The sequence below is a fragment of the Plantactinospora sp. A48 genome, assembly GCF_055793945.1.
On sequence record NZ_JBTIXF010000008.1, the window covers coordinates 18,031 to 42,464 of the forward strand.

The following is a 24,434-nucleotide window of genomic DNA, read 5'->3' on the forward strand; positions in this document are numbered from 1 at the left end:
GACCCGCACGCGCCACAGCGGGTCCCCCATGCTCAGATCAGGGCCAACGGCGTCTGGCCGCCAGCGGCGGTGACAGCAACCGACCGAGACGAGGGCAGCCATCAGCGACTCGAAGCGGATTACGGCCCAGGACCGTGGAGTTGACGAACGAGGGCGGGCGGGGCGCACCGAGCTTGTAAGCGAGATGTCGCCGGTTCGATCCCCGGCCGAGGGCTCCAGGAACCGCCGAGACCTTCGTCGCGGCGCTCCGTCGCCGGGTCGGCCGGACTGGGCGTCGCGGCCGGGCCGGGTGGCGCCGCCGGGTCAGCCGGGCCGGGCGTCGTCGCGGCGCAGGTGCGACCAGCGGTCGCCGGGCACTGCCGGTTCCTGACCGCCGTCGTAGAAGGTAGCCAGCTCGCGCCGGGTGAGTAGCAGCGCGGCGCCGGCCGTCGCGGCGAGGATCAGAAACGCCGTGCAGGCGTGGACGATGTCGTACCACCCGGGGAGCAGGGCGAGCCAGGCCTGTTGGACGGGCGGGGGTTGGGCGCCGGCCGGGATCGAATCGATCTCAGGGCCATTGGCGAGCCCGCCGCACACCGCGGCCCACGCCACGGCGGTCAACACCCAGACCAGCCGGCGGGCCGTGCTGGACGGGCGGCGGACCGCGAGGGACAGCGGCGTGAGCAGCACCGCCGCCAGGATGGCGACCGCGAGCGTGTTCTGGAGTCCACCGCGGATCGACGCGATGATGTGCCGGCCCGCCGCCGGCTCGTCGATCACGCTCAGCAGCGCGTCACCGTTGGCAGCCAGATGCCGAAGGCCGATGACCGAGGTGACGGAGTCGAGCACGGCCAGCGCAGCGGCGCACGCCAGTAGCGTGGCGGCCAGCCGGATCGGCGTTGGCGCGGCGGTGCTCGACGATGCGGACATGATGACTCCCTCATCCGACGCGCCGTCCTCGCCCGGGCCCACGGATGGTTCGTGGGACGGCGGCGGCCGGCGGGGCGGCCCCCGTACTGGTTGTCCGCGAGGCTAACAGCGGTGCGCCATCGCCGGCGGCCCACTGAGGCGCGGGTGGGACCTGAACCTGAGGGGAGCTGAAACCTGAGGCGCCTGGAGCTGCCGCCGGGCCTGGAGTTGCCGCCGGGCCTGGATCTGCGGGCGGGTCCTCAGATCTGCCGGAGCCAGGCGACGAAGAGCAGCCCGCCGGCGAGGCCGATCAGCAGCGTCACCGGGATGAGCCACCGCCCGGTCGGCCGCTCGTCCATCCAGCGGGTGAGCCGTCGGTGCAGGGCGGCGAGGCCGGTGGCGGCACCGAGGGCGGCGAGCATGATGGGCACCCCGACAAGGAAGTGGGCCAGCCAGGCGCCGGCCCGACCCGGGCCACCCCAGGAATGGTCGTACGGTCCGGGATCCACGATGCCGTACAGCACTCCCCGGGCGACGAACAGCACCAGGCAACCCAGCGGGATGAGGGCGACCGCCGCGAGCAGCAGGCTGAGCAGGTCGTGCGTGACGAACCGGGCCCAGCCGGGCCGGGACGCCGGGCCCACCGGTTCCGGCCGGCCGGGGCCCCGGGACCCTTGGCCCACCGGTTCCGGCCCGCCGGGAAGCCGGGCCGACAGGGACCGCCACCAGGCCGCCGCCGTGGCCGGCCGGCCGAGCAGCGCGCCGCCGCTCGCGGCCAGGGCGACCGGCGGCAGTGCCGCGCAGTACAGCACGCTCCATCCGACGGTACGACCGATCCGGTACGCGGATCCGGACCGCCCCATGGTCGGTGGGCCCGGTGCGGGCCGGGCCGGGCGCGGATTTTCGGTACTGACCATCGTTTCTCCTCGGACGGGGGTGATCCTGGTTGCCGGACGGCTGGACCGTACGGCGGGATCCGCGGTCGCCGGATCACCCCACGGAGCCACTTTCCGGGTCGTACCAGCGGGGTACGTGGACCCGGCACAGCGATGACAACGAGTAACGGCAATGATGCTGAAAGTCAGATTCGGGGCGCGTTTTTCGGTTTCCGGGCAGCATCTCTGAGTAGTCGCCGAACGGCTGATGTCGGACCGCTGACGGCTATCTGAAGATGTCTCGATGGACCGTCCACTCCCCGTCGTGCTGCTCGTGATCGGAGTCGTACTGGGCGTCACCGCCGGCAGGTCCTGGGCCACCGCGCGGCGCGCCTGGGGTGACTACACAGCCACCAAGGCAAGCGTCCCGAAGTACCGGAAGACCGCGCTGACCCTGCTCCGCGCGGCCTTCACCAAGGGCGGTGTGGTGGTGCTGATCTGCCTCGCGGCGATGGGGTACGCGGCGGTCGGCCGGTAACCCGGTCGGCGAGCAGGCCACGCGGCCGGATCGACCGCAACGATTCGGTGGCGGTGCCGTACGACCGCAGGATCTCGTTGGCCGCCAGGATGCCGGTGACGGCGGAACGTTCCATCAGGGCGCTCGGGAACGGGGCCCGGATCCCGTCGCCGGCCAGGTACAGCCCGGCCGCTCCGGTGCGTACCCCCGGACGGGCCGGGTGGGCTCCGGGCCGGAACGCCGGTGCCTGGGCCTCCACCCGGGCCCGCAGCTCGACCACCGGCAGCCCGGCCACCTCCGGCCAGAGCGCGGCCAGCTCCCGCAGCATCCGCGCGGCCAGTTCCTCGGCCGGCACGCCCGGCGGGCAGGCGTAGGCGTGCAGCTCGATCACGGCGCCACCGTGCCGCCGGGCCCACCGGCCGGCCTCGGACTCCAGCCGGTGGTAGAGGGTCACCGAGTCCAGGGTGGGCTGGCGGGAGACGCCCGAGAAGATCGGCCGATCCCGCCGCACGTCACCGCCCAGCCAGTAACGGGCCACCGCGTACGGCGGGCCGGCCGGGAAGGTGTCCGGCGCGCCCAGGCCGGGCAGCGCCATGGCCAGCGCCGGGGAGTCGCCGACCAGGGTGGTCAGCGCGGGCGGGTCGAGCGCCAGGACGAGGTGCGGGGCGACGTACCCGGAACTGTCGGTGTGGACCTGCCAGCCGGCGCCGGCCCGGTCGACCGCGCGCACCGGCCGGTCGGTCACCACCCGCGCGCCGTGCCCCTCGACGTAGCGGGCGAGCGGCTGCCAGATCGCCGCCTCGTAGTCCCGGTACGGCGCGTCGAACGCCAGCCCCTCCGGGTTGCCGAGCAGGTAGAAGTGGAAGTTCGCCACCATCTCGGCGGCCGAGTAGTCCGCCTCAAGGTTGAAGAACGAGTGCGAGAAGACCTCGAACAGCATCGCCCGAGCCCGGTCCGGCAGGCGCAGCGAGTCCAGCAACGCCGCCGCGCTGGTGCCGTCCAACTCGGCGAACGTGCGTTCCGGGTCGTACGCGAGCAGCGGCAGGGCGGCCTGACCGTCCATCGTGCGCAGATCCCGCAGCCGCAGACTGGGGCTGCGGGCGACCAGGGTGAGCAGGTTCAGCGGCGGCGCCGCGGGCAGCCGGCCGAACTCCTCGGCGGGCCAGCGCGCCGACAGCACCGGATAGCCGGGCACCGGGCGGAGGAAATCCAGCTCCGGATCGATCCGGCGGAGCACGGCCCGCCAGTTGTAGTACTGCCGGAAGAAGGCGTGGAAGCCGTGCTCCACCATCTGCGGGGTACCGTCTGCCAGCCGATCCGGCCAGGCCGCCAGCCGACCGCCGAGCCAGGGCCGCCCCTCCAACAGCGTCACCCGGACCCCGCGTTCGGCCAGCACCACGGCCGCGGACATCCCGGCGATGCCGGCACCGACCACTATGGCCGCGGCCTCGCCGGGCACCCGTGCCGCACCGCCACCGCCGACGTCCACCCACTCCGGCCGTACGCCGAGCAGCCGACCCATCGGTCGGGACAGATCCATGCACCCCTCCTGGTTGAAGGAAGGGCCCCCTGTTATCGCTTTTTGTATAGCAGGGGTCCCCCCTTAACGCCTGGAACCCAGCGTCAGGGCACGGCCCGGGTACGGCAAGTCGGCTCGCGGTCCGAACCGGGCCAGACGTACTCGACATCGTCCGGATCACCACCGAACCGGGGCTGGTAGAACTCCGGGTCCTTCCGCAGCAGCGAGGACCGGTGGCTCAGGTGCAGTTCCTCCCGGCCGAGCCAGGGCGGCAGGTCACCGGCCAGGGACAGCTCGTACTGGCTGCGTACCGAGCCGATCCCGCAGCCGGCGGCCAGATCGGCGGCGAGCGTGCCGGCGCAGGTGTCGGCCCGACCGGCCGCACACCACACGGTGCAGATGTCGAGGCCGTACCGGACCAGGGCCTCCTCGTACCCGGCCCACATCTTCACCGCCGGATGGTTGCGCCAGCCGTACCCCGGGCGGGTGAGGCCGCGCAGCACCTGGATCGTCTCCACCCGCTGCTTGCCGAGCCGGCGCTGGTCCAGCGCGTGCGCGCTGCGAAGAAAGTCCGGGTACGGGAGAAACGTCTGCACACTCCCGCACTACCCGTCCTGAGCGGGGACACACCCGCCGCGCTCGGCTGCTCCGCCGGCCGGGCGGCGGTTAACAGGGGACCCTTCCTCTACCGAAAGCGATAACAGGGGGCCCTTCCTTTCAGCTCGGGCTGGCTACCATCTGCGGATGGCGGATCCCTGGCGCGACCGGGCGCGGCGCGCGGTCGAGTCGAGCCGTCTGCTTCGTCCCACCGGTGACGTCCGGCCGCACTACGTGGTGTGTGGGCAGGACGCGCTGGCGTACCACGTGGTGAACTCGCTGCTCTCGGCCGAGCTGCCGACGGGACCGGTCCGGATCACGGTGATCGTTCCGTCCCGGCCGCGTCACGATGGCCCGGAGGTGCGGAAGGTACCCGGGATCAGGTGGATCGAGGCCGACCAGCTCGATGAGCACACGTTCCGGCGGGCCGGCCTGACCGGGGCGGCCGGGCTGGCCCTGCTGCACCAGGACGACGTGGGCAACATCCATGCCGCGCTCTGCGCCCAGGCCGTCGAGCCACGGCTGCGGACCGTGTTGCGGATGTTCAACACCGGCCTGGCGAGCGGGATCCGGCGGTTGCTGCCGGACCTGACCGTGCTCTCCGACGCCTCGATGGCGGCGCCGGCCTTCGTGGCGGCCGCGCTGGGCGAGGTGGATCCGACGCACTTCCGGCACGGTGGGCGAACCCTGCACGTGGCCCGGCGGGCTGACGTACCGCCGGAGACCGTGCTGTGCGGGTTGGCCGACACCCGCGATCCGGGCCGGCCCCGGGTGTTGCCACCGGATCAGGAGCAGGCCGACGTGGTGCTGGCCGAGGCGAACGGCAAGCCGGCCGGGACCGAGGTGGCGGCCCGCCGGATCGCCCGGGACCGTCGCCGGCGTCGGCCGCTGCGACTGGCGGTACGGGCGGCCCGCTCGTTCGCCACCCGCAAGATCGGAATAGCCACCCTCACGGTGCTGGCGGTGGTGTTGGCGCTCGGCGTGGTGCTGGCCTACACCCAGCACATCAGCGTGGGCAACGGGCTGTTCCGAGTCCTGCTCACCACGCTGAGCGGGGCAGATCCCGATCCGGATCCGCGCCAGGCGCCGATGGCCAAGGTCATGCAGGTGGTGCTGACCGTCGCGGGGCTGGCCCTGGTGCCGTTGATCACGGCCGCGGTGGTGGACGGGATCGTGAACGCGCGCTTGGCGCTGGCCACCGACCGGCTCCAGCCGTACCGCGAGGACCACATCGTGGTGGTCGGCCTGGGCAACGTCGGCACCCGGGTGATGGCCCAGCTGCGGAACCTCGGTGTCGAGGTGGTGGCCATCGACACCGACCGGGACGCCCGGGGCGCTTCGCTGGCCCGCCGGATGAACGTCCCGCTGATCATCGGCGACGGCGGGTCCGAGGAGGTGCTGGCCAGCGCGTCCGCCGGCACCGCCCGCGCGCTGCTGGTGCTGACCACCGACGACGTGACGAACCTCCAGGCCGCGTTGCACGGGCGGGCGGCCCGCGAGGACCTGCGGGTGGTGTTGCGACTGTTCGACGGCGACTTCGCGGCGAGGATCCAGAAGGCGTTCAACATCGGTATCTCGCGCAGCGTCTCCTACCTGGCGGCGCCCGCGTTCGCCGCCGCGTTGCTGGACCGCGCGGTCATCGCGACCATCCCGGTGCAGCGGCACGTGCTGTTGGTCGCCGAGGTCCCGGTGGCGGTCGGTTCCGCCCTGGTGGACGGTCCGGTACGCGCGGCCGAGCGACCCGAGTCGATCAGGGTGGTCGCGGTGAGCCGGGCCGGCAGCACGACAACGGACTGGTCGCCCGCGGATTCGGCGGTGCTCGCGGCCGGCGACCGGCTCACCGTGGTGGCCCGCCGGTCCGGGTTGAGCTGGTTGGTCAAGCAGACGCAGGCACCGGTCGCGGCGCCGCCGGATCCGGTCGCCGACCCACCGGCCGCGCCGGTCGAGGACTGACCGACCCGGTGCTCGGGCATTGGCGTCGGCGGCCAGAATTGGCGGGCGCCCCGGCGTGGCCCGGTGCATGAAAATTCCGTGGTAGGAAGTTTCGTAGCCGAAAATTCCACAATTCACGTGAACGTGATCGACGAATCCTAATTAGATTTTTCTCACTGATTCGAACTGACGACTTGCCGACACGTCACCCGCCGTCGGTGATGCTATCAATGTGGCTGACCTGCGGTCGAGCGTCCTGAAGCCGGTACCGCAGAAATGATCCCCGTTTAGGTCCAGGCAATCGGCAGTGGCGCCGGTTGAATGCTGCCTCTACCACACCGCGACGCTGAGGCGCCGCTATCCGGAGGTAGTCGGCTATGTATATCACTCGATCATCCGTGCTTTTCGTCGCCTGTTTCGGCGCGCTCTTCCTGATGTCGAACATCGACCCGGCCACCCCGGCCCGGGGCGACGTCGGGGCCGCTGACCCGGCCACCCCGGCCCGGGGCGACGTCGGGGCCGCCGGGCCGCCGGTCGGGCTGACCGCCGGGCCGTCGGCCGCGTTGACCGCCGTGCGGGCCATCGCGTTGACCACCGTGCAGTCGGCCGTGCGGCCGGCCCGTTCGATCGGACACCCGCCCGTGGCACCATCCCGTCCCGACCCGACCACCCGTCGACCGCTCGGTTCCGCGCCCGGGGTCACCGTGCCGGCGCCCTCCGCCCCGGTGACCGCGACCGCCGCGCGCGGTCGGCTGGCCCTGCGGGCCCTGGTGCTGGCGGTGGACGACGATGATCCGGGCCTGGCGGTCTGGCGGTCCACACTGGACCGGGTCGGGGCGGCGTACGACGTGGTGCGGACCCGTACCGAGCCGCTGAACGGCGCGGGCCTGGTCCGTCCGGACGGTGCCGGTCGGTACAACGCCGTCCTGCTGACCAACTCCGACCAGCTCTATCCGGACGGGAGCGGCTACGCCAGCGGACTCGACGTCGACGAGTGGAACGCGCTCTGGGCCTACGAGCGGGACCACGGGGTGCGGCAGGCCGTGCTGTACACCGCGCCGGGCGGTGGAGCGGACGACTACTGCCTGCAACCGCGTGGCGAGGGTGGGGTGACCGACACCCCGCTGTACGCCCAGTTGACCTCGACCGGTGCGGCCGTCTTCGACTACCTGGCGCCGACGGCCCGCATTCCGATCACGTACTCGTACGTGTACCGCACCGCCGTCCGGTCGGGGTGCGCCGGGCAGCCGGTGCTCCGGTCCGGTGGCGGCGACGTGCTGGGCGTGCTCGGCACGTCGACCGACGGGCGGGAGCGGCTGGCGCTCACGTTCAGTTTCGACGAGGCCCTCCCGCAGTCGGACCTCCTGGTCTACGGGCTGTTCCGGTGGGCCAGTCGAGGGTTGTTCCTGGGCGAACTCCGCCACCACCTCAATATCGATGTCGATGACTGGTTCAACGGGGCTGACCACTATCAGATACCGGGTGCGCCGCCCACCAGCCCGACGGTCCAGCTGACCGCGCACGACGCGTACAACGGGTATCAGCGGCAGTCGGCGCTGCGGGCGCAGTACCCGCTCGCCCGGGACCTGACCATGAACATGGCGTTCAACGGCGGCGCCGCCGACCTGCGAGCCGGGGACCGGTGCTATCCGTCCGGCGGTGCCGCGCAGCTCACCAGCACCACCCGGTGCCTGTCCCGGCAGTTCCGCTGGGTGAACCACACCCTGTCCCACCCGGAACTGAACTTCACCGACTACGCCACCACCCGCGACCAGATCACCAGCAACCTGGCCGTCGCGGCGACCCTGGGGCTGCCCACCGATCCGACGGTGCTGAAGACACCCGAGTACTCGGGACTGGGGGTCTACGCCGACGATCCGGACTCCGACCTGCCGCCGCCGGTCGACCACGGTCTCGAAGCGTCGAATCCGGCACTGCTGCGGGCCGCCAGCGACCTGGGGGTACGGGTGCTGCACGGCAACATGTCGTTTCCCAGCCACGTACCCGGGGTGTTCAACGGGGGCATCGACCATCCGTTGGCCCCCGGGATCCTGGTGGTGCCCGACTGGCCGACGAACCTCGCGTACCACGTCACCAACCCGGCCGAGGAGACGTCGTACTACAACTCGTACTACGGACCCGGCGGGCTGTTCCCGTACTGGCCGCGCGACCTGACGTACGAGGAGATCATCTCGGCCGAGACCGACGTCGCGCTCGCGCACGTCACCAGCGGGTCGATCTACAGCCACACCTTCCACATCGCGAACCTCAAGGACTACGGCGCGGGCCGGACGCTGCTCACCGACTACCTGGCCAAGCTGTTGGCCAGGTACACGGCGTACTACCGGGTGCCGCTGCTCAGCTCCGACTGGACGCACATCGCCGACTACGCGCGGACCCGCAACGCGCACGCGGCGGCGCTGGCGGCCGGCGTGGACGCCGTCCTGGACCGGAGCACCGGCGCGGTCACCGTCACGTCACCGCTGGCCGGCCGGCTGATCGTGAGTGGCGCGCAGACCACCGGTTCCACCGCATACGGCACCGACATCTCGGCCGTGCTGACCCTCGCCGCCGGTGTACCGGCAACGTTCGCGGGGCGGGAGCGTCCGTGAGGATCGCGCTGGTGTCGGAGGGCACCTATCCGTACGCGCTGGGCGGGGTGAGTGTCTGGTGCGACCAGCTCATCCGCGGGATGCCGGAGCACCGCTGGGAGATGGTGTCGCTGGTGGTGGACGGCACCGAGCCCGAGATCTACGAGCGACCGCCGAACCTCACGGCGGTGCGGCCGGTGCCGCTGTGGCGGCCCCGCCCCACCGGCGGCCGACTCCGGATCGCCCCGGGCTTCCCGGCCGCCTACCGCAGCTTCGTCGAGCTGCTGCTCGCCCCGCTGCCGGTGGACGGGGCCCGGGCGGCCGACGCCGGGCACCGGTTCGGCTCGGCCCTGCGATCGCTGTACGAGTACGGCCGCTGGCACGCCCTCGGCCCGGCGCTCACCTCCAACGCCGGGCTGGCCGTACTCGCGGACGTCTGGCGGGACCGGCGTACCGAGCGGCACGACGGGGCGCTCACCCTGGCCGACGCGGTGGACACGGCCAACCTGATCGAGCACATGCTGCGACCGTTGTCCGCGCCACCGGTCGAGGCCGATGTGGTGCACGCCGCGATGAACGGGCTCAGCATGCTGCCCGGCCTGGTCGCCAAGTGGAGTCGCGGCACCCCGCTGGTGCTCTCGGAGCACGGCATCTACCTGAGGGAACGCTATCTCGCCCAGCCCGGCGAGGACGTCGCGCAGCCGGTCAAGGTGGCGCTGCTGGGCTTCTTCCGGGCCCTGGCCTCGACGTCGTACGTGACCGCCGACGTCATCGCCCCGCACTCCCGCTACAACCGGCGCTGGCAACTGCGCAACGGCGCCGACCCGGACCGGCTGTGGACCATGTACAACGGGGTCGACCCGGCGTCCTTTCCGGTGGCCGGAACGGAGCCCGCCGAACCCACGATCATCTTCATGGGCCGGGTCGACCCGCTCAAGGACCTGCACACGCTGATCCGCGCCTTCGCCGAGGTGGTGCGGGAGCTGCCGGACGCCCGGCTGCGGGTGTTCGGCAACACCCCCGAGGAGAACCTGGGCTATCGGGACAGCTGCCTGAAGCTGATAGCGGAGCTGGGGCTGACCGACCGGGCGGTGCTCGAAGGGCGGGTCGAGCGGCCGATCGAGGCGTACCAGGACGGTCACATCGTCGCCCTCACCAGCATCTCCGAGGGTTTCCCGTACACCGTCATCGAGGCCATGGCCTGCGGCCGGCCGGTGGTCTGTACGGACGTCGGCGGGGTCGCCGAGGCGGTCGGCGACGCGGGGATCGTGGTGCCGGCCCGCGACGTGGCGGCGATCGCGTCGGCCTGCGTGGCCCTGCTGACCGATCACGAGCGCCGGGCCCGGATGGCCACCACCGCCCGCGCCCGGGTGCTCGAACACTTCACCCTCGCCCGCTGGATCGACGAATACCGCCAGGTGTACGACAAGCTGGCCGGCACCGGCACCGGGATCGACGCCGGGGTAGCGGCTGAGTCTGTGCTCGGGGCGGTCGGATGACCGGCATCCTGCCGGCCCCGGACCCGGTCGAGGAACTCGTGGACCGGCTGTTCCCGGGGCTGGCCAATCCGGTGGACGCGCTGCACGTCGCCGCGGCACTCGAATCGGCCGGCGTGACGGATCGGATCGCCACGGCGACGTACCGCCACCCGGACGTGTTCGCACTGGCCGACGAGGTGCTCGATCGGGTACGCGGCCGGTCCGACCCACCCGACCGCCGCCACGTGCGGACGGGTGGTTGGCGGCCGGCGCTGCGCGACATCTCGCACGGCGGCCTGTATCTGGTGCCGCTCATCCTGTTCCCACCGCTGGGTGAGGTGTTCCGGCCCTGGCCGGTGGCCGTGGTCATCGTGACCGGTGCGGTCGGCTGGGTGTGGTCGGGCGGCGCGGCCTGGTCGGCCTACCAGATCCTCGGGCGGGGGCTGCCGGTCGCGGCGGCCCGCTGGCTGCGCCGGTGCCTGCTGGCCGCCCTGCCGGTCGTCGCGGTGCTGGGGGCGGTGGTCCGGCTGTGCACGGTGGCGGACCGGACAACGCCGGCCGGGCTGCTCGACGCCGCTGCCGTCGGGCTGCTGGCGGTCGGCCAGGCCGCGTACCAGCTGGCGATGACGCTGGCCCTGTTCCACCGCCGTGAGGTACGGCTGATGCTCGCCATGTTCCCGGGCGTGGCCGCCACGTCGGGATACCTGCTGTTCGGCGTGCCCGACGCGGTGCTGGCGACCGGCGTGGCGGCGATCTGTGTGGCGGCCGGCCTGGTGCTGACCAGCCGGTACGACCCGGCCGTTCGATCGGCCACCGGACCGGCCGCGCGAGCCGCCGCCGAGGTGGGCCGGCGGCACGGCCGCCAGTTGCCGGCGGTGGTGTTCTCCACCGCGCTGACGGCGGCGGTGCTGATCTACGGCCAGGGCCGCTACCTCACCACCCACTACGAACTGCTCTACACGGCGATACCCCTCTACCTCGGCATGGGGGTGGTCGAGTGGCGCGCCCGGCGGTACACCGAGGGCACCCGGGCGATGCTGAACGGGCTCCGCGACCCTCGGCAGTTCGTCCGGCGGGCCTGGACCGGGCTGGTCGGCGGGCTGGTCGCCAGCATGGCCGCGCTGGCCGTACTGGCCGTGCCGCTGCTGCTGGTGCTGCGCGGGATGGGCCTGCTGAGCCCGGCGGTGGCGGTGATGGCGGCCGCGCACGTGGCGGTCGGCGGTGCCTGTTTCCTGGCCTTCATCCTCGCCGGGCACGCCCGCTACGGCCGGCTGAGCTGGGCGTTCGGGGCGGCCTTCGGAGTGCACGCCGGCCTGGTGACCCTGGTCGCCCAGCTGCGCGGGCCGTTGCCGGACACGGTCGTCTTCCTGGGGAGCGTCGTGCTGTTACAGGCGCTGCTCTTGGTGTGCCTGGCCGATCTCGTCGGCCAGGCCTGGCGGTACAGGTGAGGGGAGCATATGCACGCGGTGATTCTCGCGGGAGGAAAGGGTGTCCGGCTGCGGCCGTTCACGACGGCACTGCCGAAACCGTTGGTGCCGATCGGCGACAACCACGTGATCCTGGACATCCTCCTGCAACAGCTCGGTCGGTACGGGTTCGACTCGGTGACGCTGGCGATCAACCATCTCGGCCCACTCATCAAGGCGTTCGTCGGTGGCGGGTCCCGGTGGGGCCTGCGGGTCGACTACGTCGAGGAGAACATCCCGCTGTCCACCGTCGGACCGCTGTTCCACCTGCGGAACCGGCTACCCGAGCACTTTCTCGTGATGAACGGGGACGTGCTGACCGACCTCGACTTCGCCGACCTGCTGCGGGTCCACGAGACGTCCGGCGCCCCGGTCACCGTCGCCACGGCGCTGCGCAGCATCCACATCGACTTCGGCGTGCTGGACGTGACGGATCGGCGGATCACGGGATTCACCGAGAAGCCGAGCCTGGACTACCGGGTCAACATGGGCCTGTACGGGTTGTCCCGGCGCACCCTGGCGCCCTACCCGTCCGGTCTGCCCTTCGGATTCGACCAGCTGATCCTCGATCTCCTGGCCCGTGGCGAACCACCGGCGAGCTACGACTTCACCGGCTACTGGCTCGACATCGGTCGTCCGGAGGACTACGACGAGGCGAATCTCAGCTTTGCCCGACTCCGTCACCTGCTGCTTCCCCAGTATTCCGAGGAGAGGGTATGAAGGTCATCCTGTACGGCCGGTCGGGCTTCATCGGCCGGCACGTCCACGCGAACCTGATCGCCGAGCCGAGGGTGGACACGGTCCACTGCCCGGGGCGGACCGAGTGCGACCTGCGGACCGTCGGCGTAGCCGAGTTGGCCGCGCTGATCGCGCGGGACCGCCCGGACGCCGTGGTGAACTGCACCGGTCAGATGGTCGGCACCGGTCCGGAGCTGATCCGGGCCAACGCCGAGGTCACCGCGAAACTGGTCGAGGCGCTGGCCGTGGCCGCCCCGGCCGCCCGCCTGGTGCGGCTCGGATCGGCGGCCGAGTACGGTCTCGTACCCGAGGACCGGCCGGTCACCGAGGACGATCCGGCCCTGCCGATCAGCGAGTACGGCCTCAGCCAGTTCGCCGGGACCCGGCTGGTGGAACTGGCCGGTGCCGCCGGACGGATCGACGCGGTGGCGCTGCGGGTGTTCAACCCGTTGGGCGCCGGGGTGCCCGAGGCCAACCTGCTGGGCCGGGCCGCCGCCCTCATCCGGTGGGCGCAACGGTCGGACGAGCACGAGATCAACCTGGGTCCGCTCGGCGCGTACCGGGACTTCGTCGACGTCCGTGACGTGGCGTCGGCCGTGGTCGCCGCGGTGTTCGCCGGTCCCCTGCCGGCCCGGGTGATCAACGTGGGCAGCGGATCCACGGTGGCCACCCGCGAGGTGGTCCGGCTGCTCGCCGAGACCGCCGGCTTCGACGGGCGGATCCGGGAACGGGAGGCGCCCCCGGCCCGCTCCGCCGCCGTACGGTGGATCCAGGCCGACATCTCCCGGGCGGGAAACCTGCTCGGCTGGTACCCGGAACACGACCTGACCTCGTCGGTCAAGGCCGTGCTCGCCGGGCCGGACGGGAGCTGAGCGCGGTGGACGCGCCGGCTGGCGCGGCGGTGCCCCGCCCGCCGCTGGCGGAGATCCGCGACTGGGTCTACCAGCTACAGAACTACGCCGGGGGCGGCATCGCCGAACTCGTCGCCTGTCCCCAGCACCTCGTGGTGATCGACCTGGCCCGGGACGCCGGCCGGGACTGGTTCACGGCTCGCGAGATCGGCCGGCTGCGGGCGGCCGGCAAGTGGGTGCTGGCCTACTTCGAGATCGGCAGCATCGAGGAGTACCGGCCGGAGTATCCGCTGCTGCGGGACCGGAACCCGGATCTGATCCTCAACCGGTGGCCGAGTTGGCCGCAGGAGCACTTCGTCCGGTACTGGGACCGGCGCTGGTGGGATCTCGTCATCCGGCCCCGGATCGACCAGGCGGTCCGGGCCGGGTTCGACGGCGTCTACCTGGACACCCCGCTCGCGTACGAGGAGATCGACCTGAAGCTGGTGCCCCGGGAGACCCGGGCCACCCTGGCCCGGCGGATGGTCAACCTGATCGTCCAGGTGAGCCACCACGCCAAGGCCCGCAGGCCCGGCCTGCTGGTCGTGCCGCAGAACTCGCCCGAGCTACGCGAGTGGCACAACTACCTGCCGGTCATCGACGGCATCGGCATCGAGGAGTTGTTCTACCGCGCCACCGACCTGCCGTGCACGGCGGGCTGGTGCGTGACCAATCTGGCCCATGTCCGGGCGTTGCGGGCGGCCGGCAAGTTCGTCCTGGCCGTCGACTACGCCACCAGACCGGCGAACATCCGGCGCGCCTGCGACCGCTACCGGGCGGAGGGATTCGCCGGCTACGTGACCACGCTGCCACTCGACCAGATCACCGCGAGCTGCGGGAACGAGCACCGCTCCGAGCGGTGACGGGAACGAGCACCGCTCCGGGCGGTGACGAGAGGGAATCGCGATGCCACAGACAATCGGTGTGGTCGGGATGGGCTACGTCGGCCTGACCCTGACCGCCGCCCTGGCGAGCCGGGGATTCACCGTACACGGGGCCGAGATCGACCCCACCGTGCTGGCCAGCCTGTCCCGGGGCCGGCCGCACATCTTCGAACCGGGTGTCGAGGAGGTGTTCCGGGACCTGCTCGGCACCGCCATCTTCGTCGACGTCGAGCTGCCGAAGAACACCGTCGACGTCGCGGTGCTCAGCGTCGCGACGCCGGTCGACGAGCAGACCAACCAGCCGAACCTGAGCAACCTCGCGGCGGGCGCCCGGCAGGTCGCCACCACCTGCGCCCCGGACACCCTGGTCGTGGTGCGCAGCACCGTACCGGTGGGCACCAGCCGGCGGATCGTGCTGCCCGCCCTCGTCGAGTCTTGGGGTCAGGCGGCCCGGCTGGTGATGGCGCCGGAGCGGACGATCCAGGGGCAGGCCCTGCGCGAGCTGGTGGAGCTGCCACAGGTGGTGGGCGGACTCGACGAGGCCAGCCTCGCCGCGGGCCTGGACTTCTTCGCTGGCCTCGCCGCCCGGCTGGTGCCGGTCTCCAGCCTGGAGGCCGCGGAACTGGTCAAACTCGCCAACAACTGCCACACGGACCTGATCTACGCCTACGGAAACGAGATCGCGCTGATCGCCGAGCGGCACGGCCTGGACCCGTTGGAGGTCATCCGGGCGACCAACGTCGGCTATCCCCGGCCCGACCTGGCCCGTCCCGGCTATGTGGGCGGTGGTTGCCTGTCCAAGGACCCGTACCTGATGGTCAGCAGCGCCGGTGGGCGGGAACCGTTCCTGGTCGGCCAGGCCCGACGGCTCAACGAGCACCTGCCGGTCCACGTGGCCGGTCGGGTGGTCGAGCTGATCCGGGCCGAACTCGGCCGCAGCGAGGGGGCCCGGCTGGCCGTGCTCGGTTGGGCGTACAAGGGCTGGCCGCCCACCGACGACATGCGCGGTACGCCGATCGCGGCCATGATGCCGGTGTTCAGCGCGGCCGGTCTGGTGGTCTCCGGCCACGACCCGCTGGTCGCGCCGGAGCTGATCCGCCGGTACGGGGGCGACCCGATCAGCCTCGACAAGGCGTTCACCGAGGCCGACGCGGTACTGGTGATCAACGACCACCCCGACTACCGCGCGCTGGAGATCTCGGGTCTCCTCGCGGCGGGCCGACCCCGGTTGATCTTCGACTCGTGGCGGGTGCTCGACGAGTCCGCCGTCCGGGCCGCCGGGGTCCGGTACGCCGGCATCGGCTACCTCGCGGCGGCCCGGTCGTGAGGGCGCTGCTGCTCGGTGGGGCCGGCTTCATCGGGCTGCACCTGGCCCGGCGGCTGCTCGCGGACGGCTGTTCGGTCACCATCGTCGACGACTTCTCCCGGGGCCGGGCGGACCGGGAACTCGACCTGCTCGGCGCCGACTCCCGGGTCACCGTGCGCACGGCCGACCTGACCGAGCCGGGCACGTTCGCCGACCTGCCGCACGGCTGGGACCAGATCTACCTGCTCGCCGCCGTGGTCGGCGTCCGCAACGTGGAATCCGATCCGGCCCGCGTGGTCCGGGTCAACTCGCTGGCCGCGCTGCACCTGGTGGACTGGCTGGCGCCGGGGGACCGGGTCTTCTTCGCGTCCACCAGCGAGGTGTACGCCGGCGGCGTCGACCTCGGGGTCGTACCGGTGCCCACCGCCGAGGGCGTACCGGTGGTGGTGGCCGACGTGACGGCGCCCCGGTTCGCGTACGCGGTCAGCAAGCTGCTCGGCGAGGCGGCGTTCCTGCACGGGGCGCGGGAGCGGGGTTTCTCCGCCGTGGTCGGCCGGTTCCACAACGTCTACGGCCCCCGGATGGGGGCCGACCATGTCATCCCCGAGCTGTGCCTGCGGGCCATCCGTGCCGAGGACCCGTTCCGGGTCTACGGGATCGACCAGCATCGGGCGTTCTGCCACGTCGACGACGCGGTGGAGGCGATGGTCCGGCTGATGGCGACCCCGGCGGCGGCCGGACGGATCGTGCACATCGGGAACGACACCCAGGAGACCAACATCGGCGACCTGGCCAAGCTGGTGCTCCAGGTCGCGGGGAGCAGTCCCGCGTTGGAGGTGATCGCCGCGCCGGCCGGCTCGGTGGCCCGACGCTGCCCGGACCTGTCGCTGCTGCGGGAACTCACCGGCTTCCAGCCGGCGGTCGCGCTGGTCGACGGCGTGCGCTGGACCTACGACTGGTACCGGGAGTTCTGGCCGGGCCGCTGAGGGTGGTTGGCCGGGCCGGCTGGGCCTGGCCTGGGCCGGCGGGACGGCTGGGCTTGGCCTGGGCGGCGGGACGGCTGGCGGTCGGGTCGGTACGGGCCGGTCGGTTCGTGGCGGAGGGTCAGCCGACCGGTGCCTCGGCGCCGAGGATCGCCTGCTCGTCCGGCCGGTGCGCCAGCACGTCCGCGAGGTAGGAGTGGACCGCGGGCGCCATCCCCACGTCCCGCCCGGCGCGCTCCGACAGCAGCCACTTGTGCTCGATGATCTGCGCGAAGACCTCCTGCGGTTCGAGCTTGCGGCGCAGGTGCGCGGGCACGGCCCGGACGACCGGCTCGAAGACCTCGGTGAGCCAGCGGTGCGCGGCCTGCTCCTCGTTGGTCAGGTGGCTCTCCGCCCGGTACGCGTCGAGGTTGTTGAGCAGCTTCCGGGCCTGGTTCTCCTCGGCGTCCAGGCCGGTCAGCCGGAGCAGCCGCCGGGTGTGGTGCCCGGCGTCGACCACCTTGGGTCGGACCAGGTAGCGCCCGTCGTCGAACATCGACATGGCCACCTCGGCGACGTCGAAACCGAGGTCGTTCAGCCGGCGGATCCGGCCCTCGATGTCGTGCCGATGGTCCCGCTCGATCTGCTGCTCATAGGTGATCTCGTGCCACAGTCGCTCGTACCGGCGGACCACCTCCTCGCAGACCGTCTCCGGGTCGATGGATTCGTGCAGCAGGCCGGCGGCGGCCAGGTCGAGCGCCTCACCGAAGATGTTCACCCGGGCGATCTCCAGGTCCTCGCCGCGCTGCCCGTTCGACAGCCGGCTGCGCAGTGCCCCGGTCTCGGCGTCCACCAGGTACGCGGCGAACGCGCCGGCGTCGCGCCGGAACAGCGTGTTGGACAGCGAGCAGTCGCCCCAGAAGAAGCCCGTGAGGTGCATCCGGACCAGCAGTGCGGCGAGCGCGTCGAGCAGCCGGGTCATCGTCTCGGGGCGCAGCGTGTGCGAGAAGAGCGCCCGGTACGGCAGGGAGAACTGGAGGTGCCGGGTGATCAGCACCGGATCCAGCGGCTCGCCGGCATCGCTCTGCCGGTCGGCGACGATGGCGACCGCCTGCACGGACGGGAAGTCGATCCGTTCCAGCGCCCGCAACAGGTCGTACTCGCGCTCCGCGACCCGCTCACCGGTCTCCTTCACCGCGTACACCGTCTCGCCGAGCCGGACGAATCGCACGATGTGCCGTGAGATGCCCTGGGGGAGTGCGACGAGTTGATCCGCGGGCCACTCTTCGAGCGGCGTCGACCAGGGCAGGTCGAGCAGCGCGGGGTCGATGAGGGCCGAGGTGATCCGCACGGGTCAAGCATGCCGCCTGCTCGCCCCCGCCGCTGCCCACCGTGGCTGGGGCCACAGTCCTGCCGGCCCGGCGTGTGGCTGGGGCCACAGTCTGGGTGCCGGTGCCGGGGTGGCGGGCCGGTAGCGTGGTCTGATGCGCCAGACCCCGGTGATCCGACGGCAGCCTTGGCCACGGGCCCGCCCGGTCCGTCCGGCCGGGTGGTGGTTCGACCTGGTCCTGGCGGTCGCGTTCGTCGCGCTGACCCTGGCGCTGGTCAGCGGCCACCTGTACGGGTTGGACCGCGCGGTCGCCAACTGGGCGGACGGGCACCGCCCCCCGGCGGCCTACTGGATCGCCCGGGTGCTCAACACGGTTGGCCAGGGTGGCCTGATCCTGATGCCGGTCGCCGGGATCGTCGGCGGGCTGCTGGTGCTGCGCACCCGCTCGATCCGGCCCGTGCTGGTGTTCGCCGGGGCGTTTCTGCTGCTCTATCTGGGGGTCGGACCGCTCAAGCTGTGGACCGACCGCGCCGCGCCGAGCGCCACCGACAAGCCGCCGTACCTGCCGCCCGACGACGCGGTGCAGCTGTTCCACACCGCCGGCCGGTACGGCCTGTCGTACCCGTCCGGGCACCTGGCCAACGCGATCGTCTGGTACGGGGCGATCGCCCTGCTGGTGGCGGCGCTGCTGCGCAGTCACGGGCGGACGGCGCCGGCCACGCTGATCCGGCTGATCCGGGTGCTTCCGCCAGCGGTGCTGCTGATCACCACGACCTACCTGAGCTGGCACTGGTTGACCGATTCGGTGGCCGGTCTGCTGCTGGGTCTGCTGCTGGACCGGCTGCTGGGCCGGGTGCCCTGGGACGACATCCCGCTGCCGGCACTTCTGCACCGGTGGGACCGTCCCGCGCTGTTCGCCGTCGACCCACCCCGCTGACCCCGGAGACGGATGTCGGCAAGTCGACTCGGAAGGTCCGCACCGGCCTCGGGTCAGTTCTCCTCAATATGACGATTCGTACGATTCATGCCACGAGACCGCTCCGGTTGTTCACCGCCGCCGCCCTGGGTGCTGTGCTGCTGGGGACGATCGGCGGCAGCGCCGGTCACGCTGCTTCACCGGGTACGCCGGAGGCGTCGTTGGTGTCGGGTGTGCCGCTGGTCCAGCCCGTCGCGGTCGGGGCGGTGGATCTGCCGCCGGTCCTCGAACCGCCGCCTGGCCACCTCCGACGGGCTGACCTCCTCGCCCGCGGCGTCCAGGTCTACCGGTGTACGGGCGGTATGTGGGCCTTTGTCGAGCCGGCCGCGAACCTGGCAGGCTGGATGTGGCAGCCGATCGGGGTGGGGACCGCGATCCACTTCCGGGGACCGAGTTGGGAGTCCACCGAGGACGGCTCGCTGGTCGAAGCCCGGGTCGTCGCCTCGGTCCCGGTGCCGGGTTCCATTCCGCAACTGTTGTTGCAGGCGACCGGTAACCGGGGCGACGGGGTGTTCGGCCGAGTCGACTACGTGCAGCGGATCGCGACCAGCGGCGGCGTGGCGCCCGTCGGCGGTTGTCCGGACGGCCAGACGACCGGCGTGGCGTACCGGGCCGAGTACCGGTTCTACGTACCGGCCGCAGGTTAAAATGTCGGCGCCCGGGTGCCCCGGTGCCACGGCGCCTGGTGCCCGGTAACCCGGTGTCCGACGGCCCGGATGAGTGCTCTGAGTAATGGCTCTACGATAACCTCGGTCGCTACTTTGAGTAACCGCAGTTGCTGCCCGCCGGGGTCGGTCGCACCTCCTTTGCAATGCTTCCCTATCGGCTACATCATGATTGAGCTGCGATGATGCCGATGCTCGCTGGGGGTAGAAGGCCAGTGAGTTCTCACCCTCGGTGTGCGTCGCCTTGAGGGAAGCATTGCAAAGTCTCTCGGAACAGCTTCAGGTCGGTCAACGGATCGGTCACTGCAAGTGATGATCGGACCGTGCGTTACCTGGCGGGGTCGGTGGGCGTGCGGCGCCCGGCGGAGTTGGTGGGCTCCGGGTGGAGTTGGTGGGCCGCGGTGGAGTTTGTGGGTTGTGGCATCCGGTGGAAGTTGGTGGAGTCGGAGTCGCACCGGGGACAACGGGACGTTGATCTGGGCCTAGGGTTGGGCCGTGACCTCCCTGGCTCGGCGGCTCGGCGTACCGGACGCCGTGGTGATCGGTCTCGGTTCGATGCTGGGCGCGGGGGTCTTCGTGGTCTTCGCCCCGGCGGCGGCCAGCGCGGGTGGCCTCGGGTTGCTCGTCGCGCTGGCGCTCGCCGGATTCGTGGCGTTCTGCAACGCGACCAGCTCGGCGCGGCTCGCCGCCCGGTATCCCGAGTCCGGCGGGACGTACGTCTACGGCCGGGAACGCCTCGGTGACCTGGCCGGCTTCGTCGCGGGTTGGAGCTTCATCACCGGTAAGACGGCGAGCTGCGCCGCCATGGCGCTGACGGTGGGCGCCTACCTGTGGCCGGCACACGCCCGGCCGGTGGCGGTGGTGGCCGTACTCGTGCTCACCGCCGTGAACCTGCGCGGCATCGGCCGGACCGCGCTCGTCACCCGGGTGCTGGTCGGGCTGACCCTGGCGGTGCTCGCGCTGGTGGCCTTGGTGGGCGGGCTGACCGGCGCCGCCGACCCCGCCCGGATCGGCGGCTTCGCCGACGGCACGCCCCGGGGCGTGCTCACTGCCGCCGGGTTGCTGTTCTTCGCCTTCGCCGGGTACGCCCGGATCGCCACGCTCGGCGAGGAGGTCCGTGATCCGGAGCGGACGATTCCCCGGGCGGTGCCGCTGGCCCTCGGCGCGGTGCTGGCGGTCTATCTGGTGCTGGCCGTCGTGGCGCTCGCGGTGCTCGGGCCGGCTCGACTGGCCGGTTCGACCGCCCCGCTCGCCGACGTGGTGAGCGCCGCCGGGCAGCCGGGACTGGCCTGGGTGGTCCGGGCCGGTGCCGTGGTGGCGGTGACCAGCGTGCTGCTGGCGCTGATCGCCGGGGTGGGTCGGACCGGACTGGCGATGGCCCGCCGGCACGATCTGCCGGTCGCGCTCGCCGCCGTACACCCGAGGTTCCGGGTGCCGCACCGGGCCGAACTGGCGGTGGCGGCCGTGGTGGTCGTGGTGGTCTGCCTGGGCGGCCTGCGCGGCGCGATCGGCTTCTCCAGCTGCACGGTGCTGGTGTACTACGCGATCACCAACGCCGCGGCGCTCACCCTGGGCCGCGAGCCCGGTCGGCGCCTCCCGGTCCGGCTGCTGGCCCTGCTCGGCCTGCTCGGCTGCCTGCTGCTGGCCGTCAACCTGCCGACCGGCAGCGTGCTGGCCGGCCTCGGCGTGCTCGCCGCGGGTGCTGCCGGGTACGCCCTGCGCCGGCGGCTGACCGGGTCGCGCTGACCCGGTCAGTCCATCCGGGCACGGGTCAGTTCACCCAGGCACGGTCAGTTCACCCGGCCACGGTCAGTCCACCCAGGCGCCGCCGCGCATCACCCGGACCACCCGCAGGTCGTCGTCCAGCACCACGAGGTCGGCACGCCAGCCCGGTAGCAGCGAGCCCACCTGACCGTCCACGCCGAGCGCCCGGGCCGGGGTGGCCGAAGCCATCCGGCTGGCGTCCGGGATCGCGATGCCGGCGCCAACCGCCCGGCGCAGCGCAGCGTCCATGGTGAGGGTGCTGCCCGCGATGACCCCCGGGGTGCCGTCCGGCTCGACCAGCCGGGCCACCCCGTCGGCCACCACGACGGCCTGCCCACCGAGTTCGTAGTCGCCGTCGGCCATGCCGGCCGCGGCCATCGCGTCGGTGACCAGCGCGGCCCGGTCCGGCCCGGTCACGCCGGCCGCGAACGACAGGGTGCCGTCGTGCAGGTGGACACCGTCGGCGATCAGCTCACAGATCAGGTCGGGAGCGGCGAGCAGCGCGTAGACCGGCCCCGGTTCACGGTGGTGCGGCGGGCGCATTCCGTTGAAGACATGGGTGCCGACCGTGGCGCCCGCGTCGATGGCGGCCCTGGTCTCGTCGTAGGTGGCGTCGGTGTGCCCGATCGCCGCGACCACCCGCCGGGAGACCAGCAGCTTGATCGCGTCCAGCGCACCGGGCCGCTCGGGGGCCAGGGTGACCATCTTCACCGTGCCGCTACCGAGGTCCAGCAGCTCGGTCAGCTCGTCGATGGAGGCGTCCCGCAGGTGCTCGGGATGCTGCGCGCCACAGCGCCGCGTCGACAGGTACGGGCCCTCGTAGTGGATGCCCGCGAGCACCCCCTCGGCCACCAGCGGGGCGAACGCCGTGGTGGCGGCGCGCATCGCCTCGGTGGGCGAGCTGACCAGGCTGGCCAGCAGCGTGGTGGTGCCGTGCCGCAGGTGGAAGTCGGCGGCCCGACGGGCCGAGTCGGGATCGCCCGTGGTGAAGCTGTGCCCACCCCCACCGTGGGTGTGCATGTCGACGAAGCCGGGCATGATCCAGTGCCCGTCCTGGATCGACGGGTACTCGGCCACCGCTGTGATCCGTTCCCCGTCGATCTCCACGCAGCCCTGCCGGATGACGCCCGACGGCGTCACCACCTTGCCGGCGACGCGCAGCACCATCAGTAACTCTCCAAACTGTCGAGGGCGAGCAGTGCGGCGCCGAGGCAGCCGGCCTCGTCGCCGAGCGCGGCGGCCACCAGGGCGGGCTCCCGCTGAAAGGTGAGCCGCTGGGCGAGCGCGGTGCGCAGCGGGCCGAGCAGCTGGTCTCCCGCCTCGGCCAACCCGCCACCGACCACGATCACGGAGACGTCGTAGAGCGTCTGTCCGGCGAGCAGGCCGTCGGCGAGCGCGTCCACGGTAGCGCGCCAGACGGCCCCGGCCGCCGGCTCACCGGAGCGGGCCCGCCGCGCCACCTCGGCGGCGGTGGCCAGGGCGCCGGTGTGGGCGGCGTAGGCGCGGGCGACGGCCGACGCCGACGCCACCGCCTCCAGGCAGCCGAGCTGGCCGCAACCGCAGCGCGGTCCGCCGGGGCGTACCACGAGGTGGCCCAGCTCACCCGCGGCGCCGTGGGCGCCGGCGGCGGCCGACCCGCGCACCACGTGCGCCCCGGCGATCCCGGTGCCGATCGCCACGAACAGCGCGTGGTCGTGGCCACGTCCGGCGCCGAGCCGGGCCTCGGCCACCCCACCCGCACGCACGTCGTGGCCGAGCGCCGCCGGCAACCCCAGGCGGTCACCCACCAGGTCCCGCAGCGGTACGTCCCGGAAGCCCAGGTTCGCCGACCAGGCGGCGCGACCACGGACCTCGTCCACCACCCCCGGTACGACGACGCCGACGGCGACCGGGGTCCAGCCACGGTTCCGGGCGGCCTCGGACAGCTCGGTCGCGACCGAGCAGACGGTGTCCACGACCGCCTCGGGGCCACGCTCGGCCCCGGTGGGGTGCCGGGCGGTGTGTCGGGGAACGCCGTCGGCGCCGACGAGGGCGGACTTGATACCGGTGCCGCCCACGTCGAGCGCGAGGACGACGTCGGTCATCCGGTCAGTACCACGGAGCGGGTGAGGTGCCGGGGTGCGTCGGGGTCCAGCCCGCGAACGGTGGCCAGGGCCACCGCGAACCGCTGGGCCAGGATGAGGTCGGCCATCGGGTCCAGCGGGGTACGTCCGGCCGCCCACCGGCCGAGCACCGTGTGACAGCCGTGGGTGCGGCTGTGCAGGAACGTCGCGCCGGTGGCCTCGACGTCCTCCTCCAGTCCGGTGGGGACGGTGCCGAACGCCCAGACCAGCCGGTTCGGTCCGGAGATCGCGATCGGCCCGTGCCGGTAGTCCATCGCCGGGTACGCCTCGGCCCAGAAGTTGGCGGCCTCGCGGCACTTCAGCGCGGCTTCGTGGGCCAGCCCGACGGTCCAGCCGGTGCCGAGGAAGGTGGCCTGGTCCACCAACTCGGGTCGGGCCGGCACCGGGCAGCGCACCGCGACCTCGGCGTCCGCGGCCAGGGCCTGCGGGTCGGTGCCCAGGTGGGCCCGCAGCAGCGCGAGCACGCTGGTGGCGAAGCGGGTCTGCACCACCGAACGCTCGTCGGCGAACGGCAGCGCGATGGTGGCCGCCGCGAGGTCCGCCGCCGGGGACGCCGGGTCGGCCACGAACAACGTGGTCGGCCGCTGTCCGCGTACCGCCCGGAGCAGGTCGACGACCTCGGTGGTCATCCCGGAGCGGGAGATGGCGAGGATCCGGTCGTACCGCCGGTTCATCGGGAACTCGGATGCCTGGAAGGCGTCCGTCTCGCCCTGCCCGAGGCTCTCCCGCAGTCCCGCGTACGCCATCGCGACGAACCAGGAGGTGCCGCAGCCGACCACGGCGACCCGCTCGCCGGGACGGGGCAGGTCCACCGTCGACCGCTCGGCCAGCTCGCCGGCCTGGATCCAGCACTCCGGCTGGCTGGCGATCTCCGCTTCGACGTACGACATCTCTGCTCCTCGGAACTCCGCGCCACCACTGCGCGAAACGGCT

The 24,434-nt window shown here is 72.4% G+C and carries 21 protein-coding genes; 13 read left to right on the forward strand and 8 right to left on the reverse strand.

Annotated elements, in window-relative coordinates:
• Positions 1-303 precede the first annotated feature (303 nt).
• Positions 304-909 (reverse strand): hypothetical protein, encoded by a 606-nt coding sequence (locus ACXN5W_RS06475; protein WP_473157229.1) that lies wholly within the window; start codon positions 907-909, stop codon positions 304-306.
• 239 nt (positions 910-1,148) lie between these two features.
• The gene (locus ACXN5W_RS06480) at positions 1,149-1,805 is read right to left on the reverse strand and encodes a hypothetical protein (RefSeq protein ID WP_473157230.1); all 657 of its coding nucleotides are present in this window, start codon (positions 1,803-1,805) and stop codon (positions 1,149-1,151) included.
• A gap of 262 nt (positions 1,806-2,067) precedes the next feature.
• On the opposite strand from ACXN5W_RS06480, the gene ACXN5W_RS06485 reads away from it, so the two are divergent.
• Complete coding sequence (locus ACXN5W_RS06485) at positions 2,068-2,301, forward strand: hypothetical protein (RefSeq protein ID WP_473157231.1); 234 nt, start codon at positions 2,068-2,070, stop codon at positions 2,299-2,301.
• Here the strand turns inward: ACXN5W_RS06485 and ACXN5W_RS06490 are convergent.
• On the reverse strand, positions 2,234-3,820 hold the full coding sequence (locus ACXN5W_RS06490) for an FAD-dependent oxidoreductase (RefSeq protein WP_473157232.1): 1,587 nt from the start codon (positions 3,818-3,820) through the stop codon (positions 2,234-2,236). The two genes, ACXN5W_RS06485 and ACXN5W_RS06490, sit on opposite strands and share 68 nt — an antisense overlap.
• Before the next feature lie 83 nt (positions 3,821-3,903).
• The gene (locus ACXN5W_RS06495; RefSeq protein ID WP_473157233.1) at positions 3,904-4,395 is read right to left on the reverse strand and encodes an MSMEG_6728 family protein; all 492 of its coding nucleotides are present in this window, start codon (positions 4,393-4,395) and stop codon (positions 3,904-3,906) included.
• A 148-nt stretch (positions 4,396-4,543) separates the two neighbouring features.
• On the opposite strand from ACXN5W_RS06495, the gene ACXN5W_RS06500 reads away from it, so the two are divergent.
• The 9 genes from ACXN5W_RS06500 to ACXN5W_RS06540 all read left to right on the forward strand — a co-directional run bounded on the left by ACXN5W_RS06500 (position 4,544) and on the right by ACXN5W_RS06540 (position 16,667).
• Positions 4,544-6,349 (forward strand): potassium channel family protein, encoded by a 1,806-nt coding sequence (locus ACXN5W_RS06500; RefSeq protein WP_473157234.1) that lies wholly within the window; start codon positions 4,544-4,546, stop codon positions 6,347-6,349.
• Between the two features lie 356 nt (positions 6,350-6,705).
• The gene (locus tag ACXN5W_RS06505) at positions 6,706-8,940 is read left to right on the forward strand and encodes an Agd3-related carbohydrate-binding protein (RefSeq protein WP_473157235.1); all 2,235 of its coding nucleotides are present in this window, start codon (positions 6,706-6,708) and stop codon (positions 8,938-8,940) included.
• Positions 8,937-10,418, forward strand: coding sequence for a GT4 family glycosyltransferase PelF (pelF, locus tag ACXN5W_RS06510; RefSeq protein ID WP_473157236.1), 1,482 nt, complete (start codon positions 8,937-8,939; stop codon positions 10,416-10,418). The genes ACXN5W_RS06505 and pelF overlap by 4 nt, the downstream gene beginning before the upstream one ends.
• Positions 10,415-11,845: a hypothetical protein gene (locus tag ACXN5W_RS06515; protein ID WP_473157237.1), complete on the forward strand. Its 1,431-nt coding sequence runs from the start codon at positions 10,415-10,417 to the stop codon at positions 11,843-11,845. Before pelF ends, ACXN5W_RS06515 begins: the two co-directional genes overlap by 4 nt.
• A gap of 9 nt (positions 11,846-11,854) precedes the next feature.
• Complete coding sequence (locus tag ACXN5W_RS06520; protein ID WP_473157238.1) at positions 11,855-12,583, forward strand: sugar phosphate nucleotidyltransferase; 729 nt, start codon at positions 11,855-11,857, stop codon at positions 12,581-12,583.
• Complete coding sequence (locus ACXN5W_RS06525; protein WP_473157239.1) at positions 12,580-13,473, forward strand: NAD-dependent epimerase/dehydratase family protein; 894 nt, start codon at positions 12,580-12,582, stop codon at positions 13,471-13,473. Before ACXN5W_RS06520 ends, ACXN5W_RS06525 begins: the two co-directional genes overlap by 4 nt.
• A gap of 5 nt (positions 13,474-13,478) precedes the next feature.
• Positions 13,479-14,354: a glycoside hydrolase family 191 protein gene (locus ACXN5W_RS06530; protein ID WP_473157240.1), complete on the forward strand. Its 876-nt coding sequence runs from the start codon at positions 13,479-13,481 to the stop codon at positions 14,352-14,354.
• Positions 14,355-14,397: 43 nt separating this feature from the next.
• Positions 14,398-15,702 (forward strand): nucleotide sugar dehydrogenase, encoded by a 1,305-nt coding sequence (locus tag ACXN5W_RS06535; RefSeq protein ID WP_473157241.1) that lies wholly within the window; start codon positions 14,398-14,400, stop codon positions 15,700-15,702.
• Positions 15,699-16,667 (forward strand): NAD-dependent epimerase/dehydratase family protein, encoded by a 969-nt coding sequence (locus ACXN5W_RS06540; protein ID WP_473157242.1) that lies wholly within the window; start codon positions 15,699-15,701, stop codon positions 16,665-16,667. Before ACXN5W_RS06535 ends, ACXN5W_RS06540 begins: the two co-directional genes overlap by 4 nt.
• 118 nt (positions 16,668-16,785) lie before the next feature.
• Here ACXN5W_RS06540 and ACXN5W_RS06545 read toward each other — a convergent pair whose 3' ends face one another.
• Positions 16,786-17,994 carry a DUF4032 domain-containing protein gene (locus ACXN5W_RS06545; protein ID WP_473157243.1) on the reverse strand — a complete coding sequence of 403 codons (1,209 nt, stop codon included), beginning with the start codon at positions 17,992-17,994 and terminating at the stop codon, positions 16,786-16,788.
• Positions 17,995-18,127: 133 nt separating this feature from the next.
• Between ACXN5W_RS06545 and ACXN5W_RS06550 the strand changes: the two genes are divergently transcribed.
• From ACXN5W_RS06550 to ACXN5W_RS06560, 3 genes are all read left to right on the forward strand, one after another.
• Positions 18,128-18,910: a phosphatase PAP2 family protein gene (locus ACXN5W_RS06550; RefSeq protein ID WP_473157244.1), complete on the forward strand. Its 783-nt coding sequence runs from the start codon at positions 18,128-18,130 to the stop codon at positions 18,908-18,910.
• Between the two features lie 68 nt (positions 18,911-18,978).
• Complete coding sequence (locus ACXN5W_RS06555) at positions 18,979-19,596, forward strand: DUF3455 domain-containing protein (RefSeq protein ID WP_473157245.1); 618 nt, start codon at positions 18,979-18,981, stop codon at positions 19,594-19,596.
• A 513-nt stretch (positions 19,597-20,109) separates the two neighbouring features.
• The gene (locus ACXN5W_RS06560; RefSeq protein WP_473157246.1) at positions 20,110-21,360 is read left to right on the forward strand and encodes an APC family permease; all 1,251 of its coding nucleotides are present in this window, start codon (positions 20,110-20,112) and stop codon (positions 21,358-21,360) included.
• 63 nt (positions 21,361-21,423) lie between these two features.
• Here ACXN5W_RS06560 and nagA read toward each other — a convergent pair whose 3' ends face one another.
• From nagA to ACXN5W_RS06575, 3 genes are read right to left on the reverse strand one after another with little or no spacing between them, the layout of a single operon-like run.
• Positions 21,424-22,545 carry an N-acetylglucosamine-6-phosphate deacetylase gene (gene nagA / locus ACXN5W_RS06565; RefSeq protein WP_473157247.1) on the reverse strand — a complete coding sequence of 374 codons (1,122 nt, stop codon included), beginning with the start codon at positions 22,543-22,545 and terminating at the stop codon, positions 21,424-21,426.
• Positions 22,545-23,462 (reverse strand): ROK family protein, encoded by a 918-nt coding sequence (locus tag ACXN5W_RS06570; protein WP_473157248.1) that lies wholly within the window; start codon positions 23,460-23,462, stop codon positions 22,545-22,547. Before ACXN5W_RS06570 ends, nagA begins: the two co-directional genes overlap by 1 nt.
• Complete coding sequence (locus ACXN5W_RS06575; RefSeq protein ID WP_473157249.1) at positions 23,459-24,391, reverse strand: SIS domain-containing protein; 933 nt, start codon at positions 24,389-24,391, stop codon at positions 23,459-23,461. Before ACXN5W_RS06575 ends, ACXN5W_RS06570 begins: the two co-directional genes overlap by 4 nt.
• Positions 24,392-24,434: the final 43 nt, after the last annotated feature.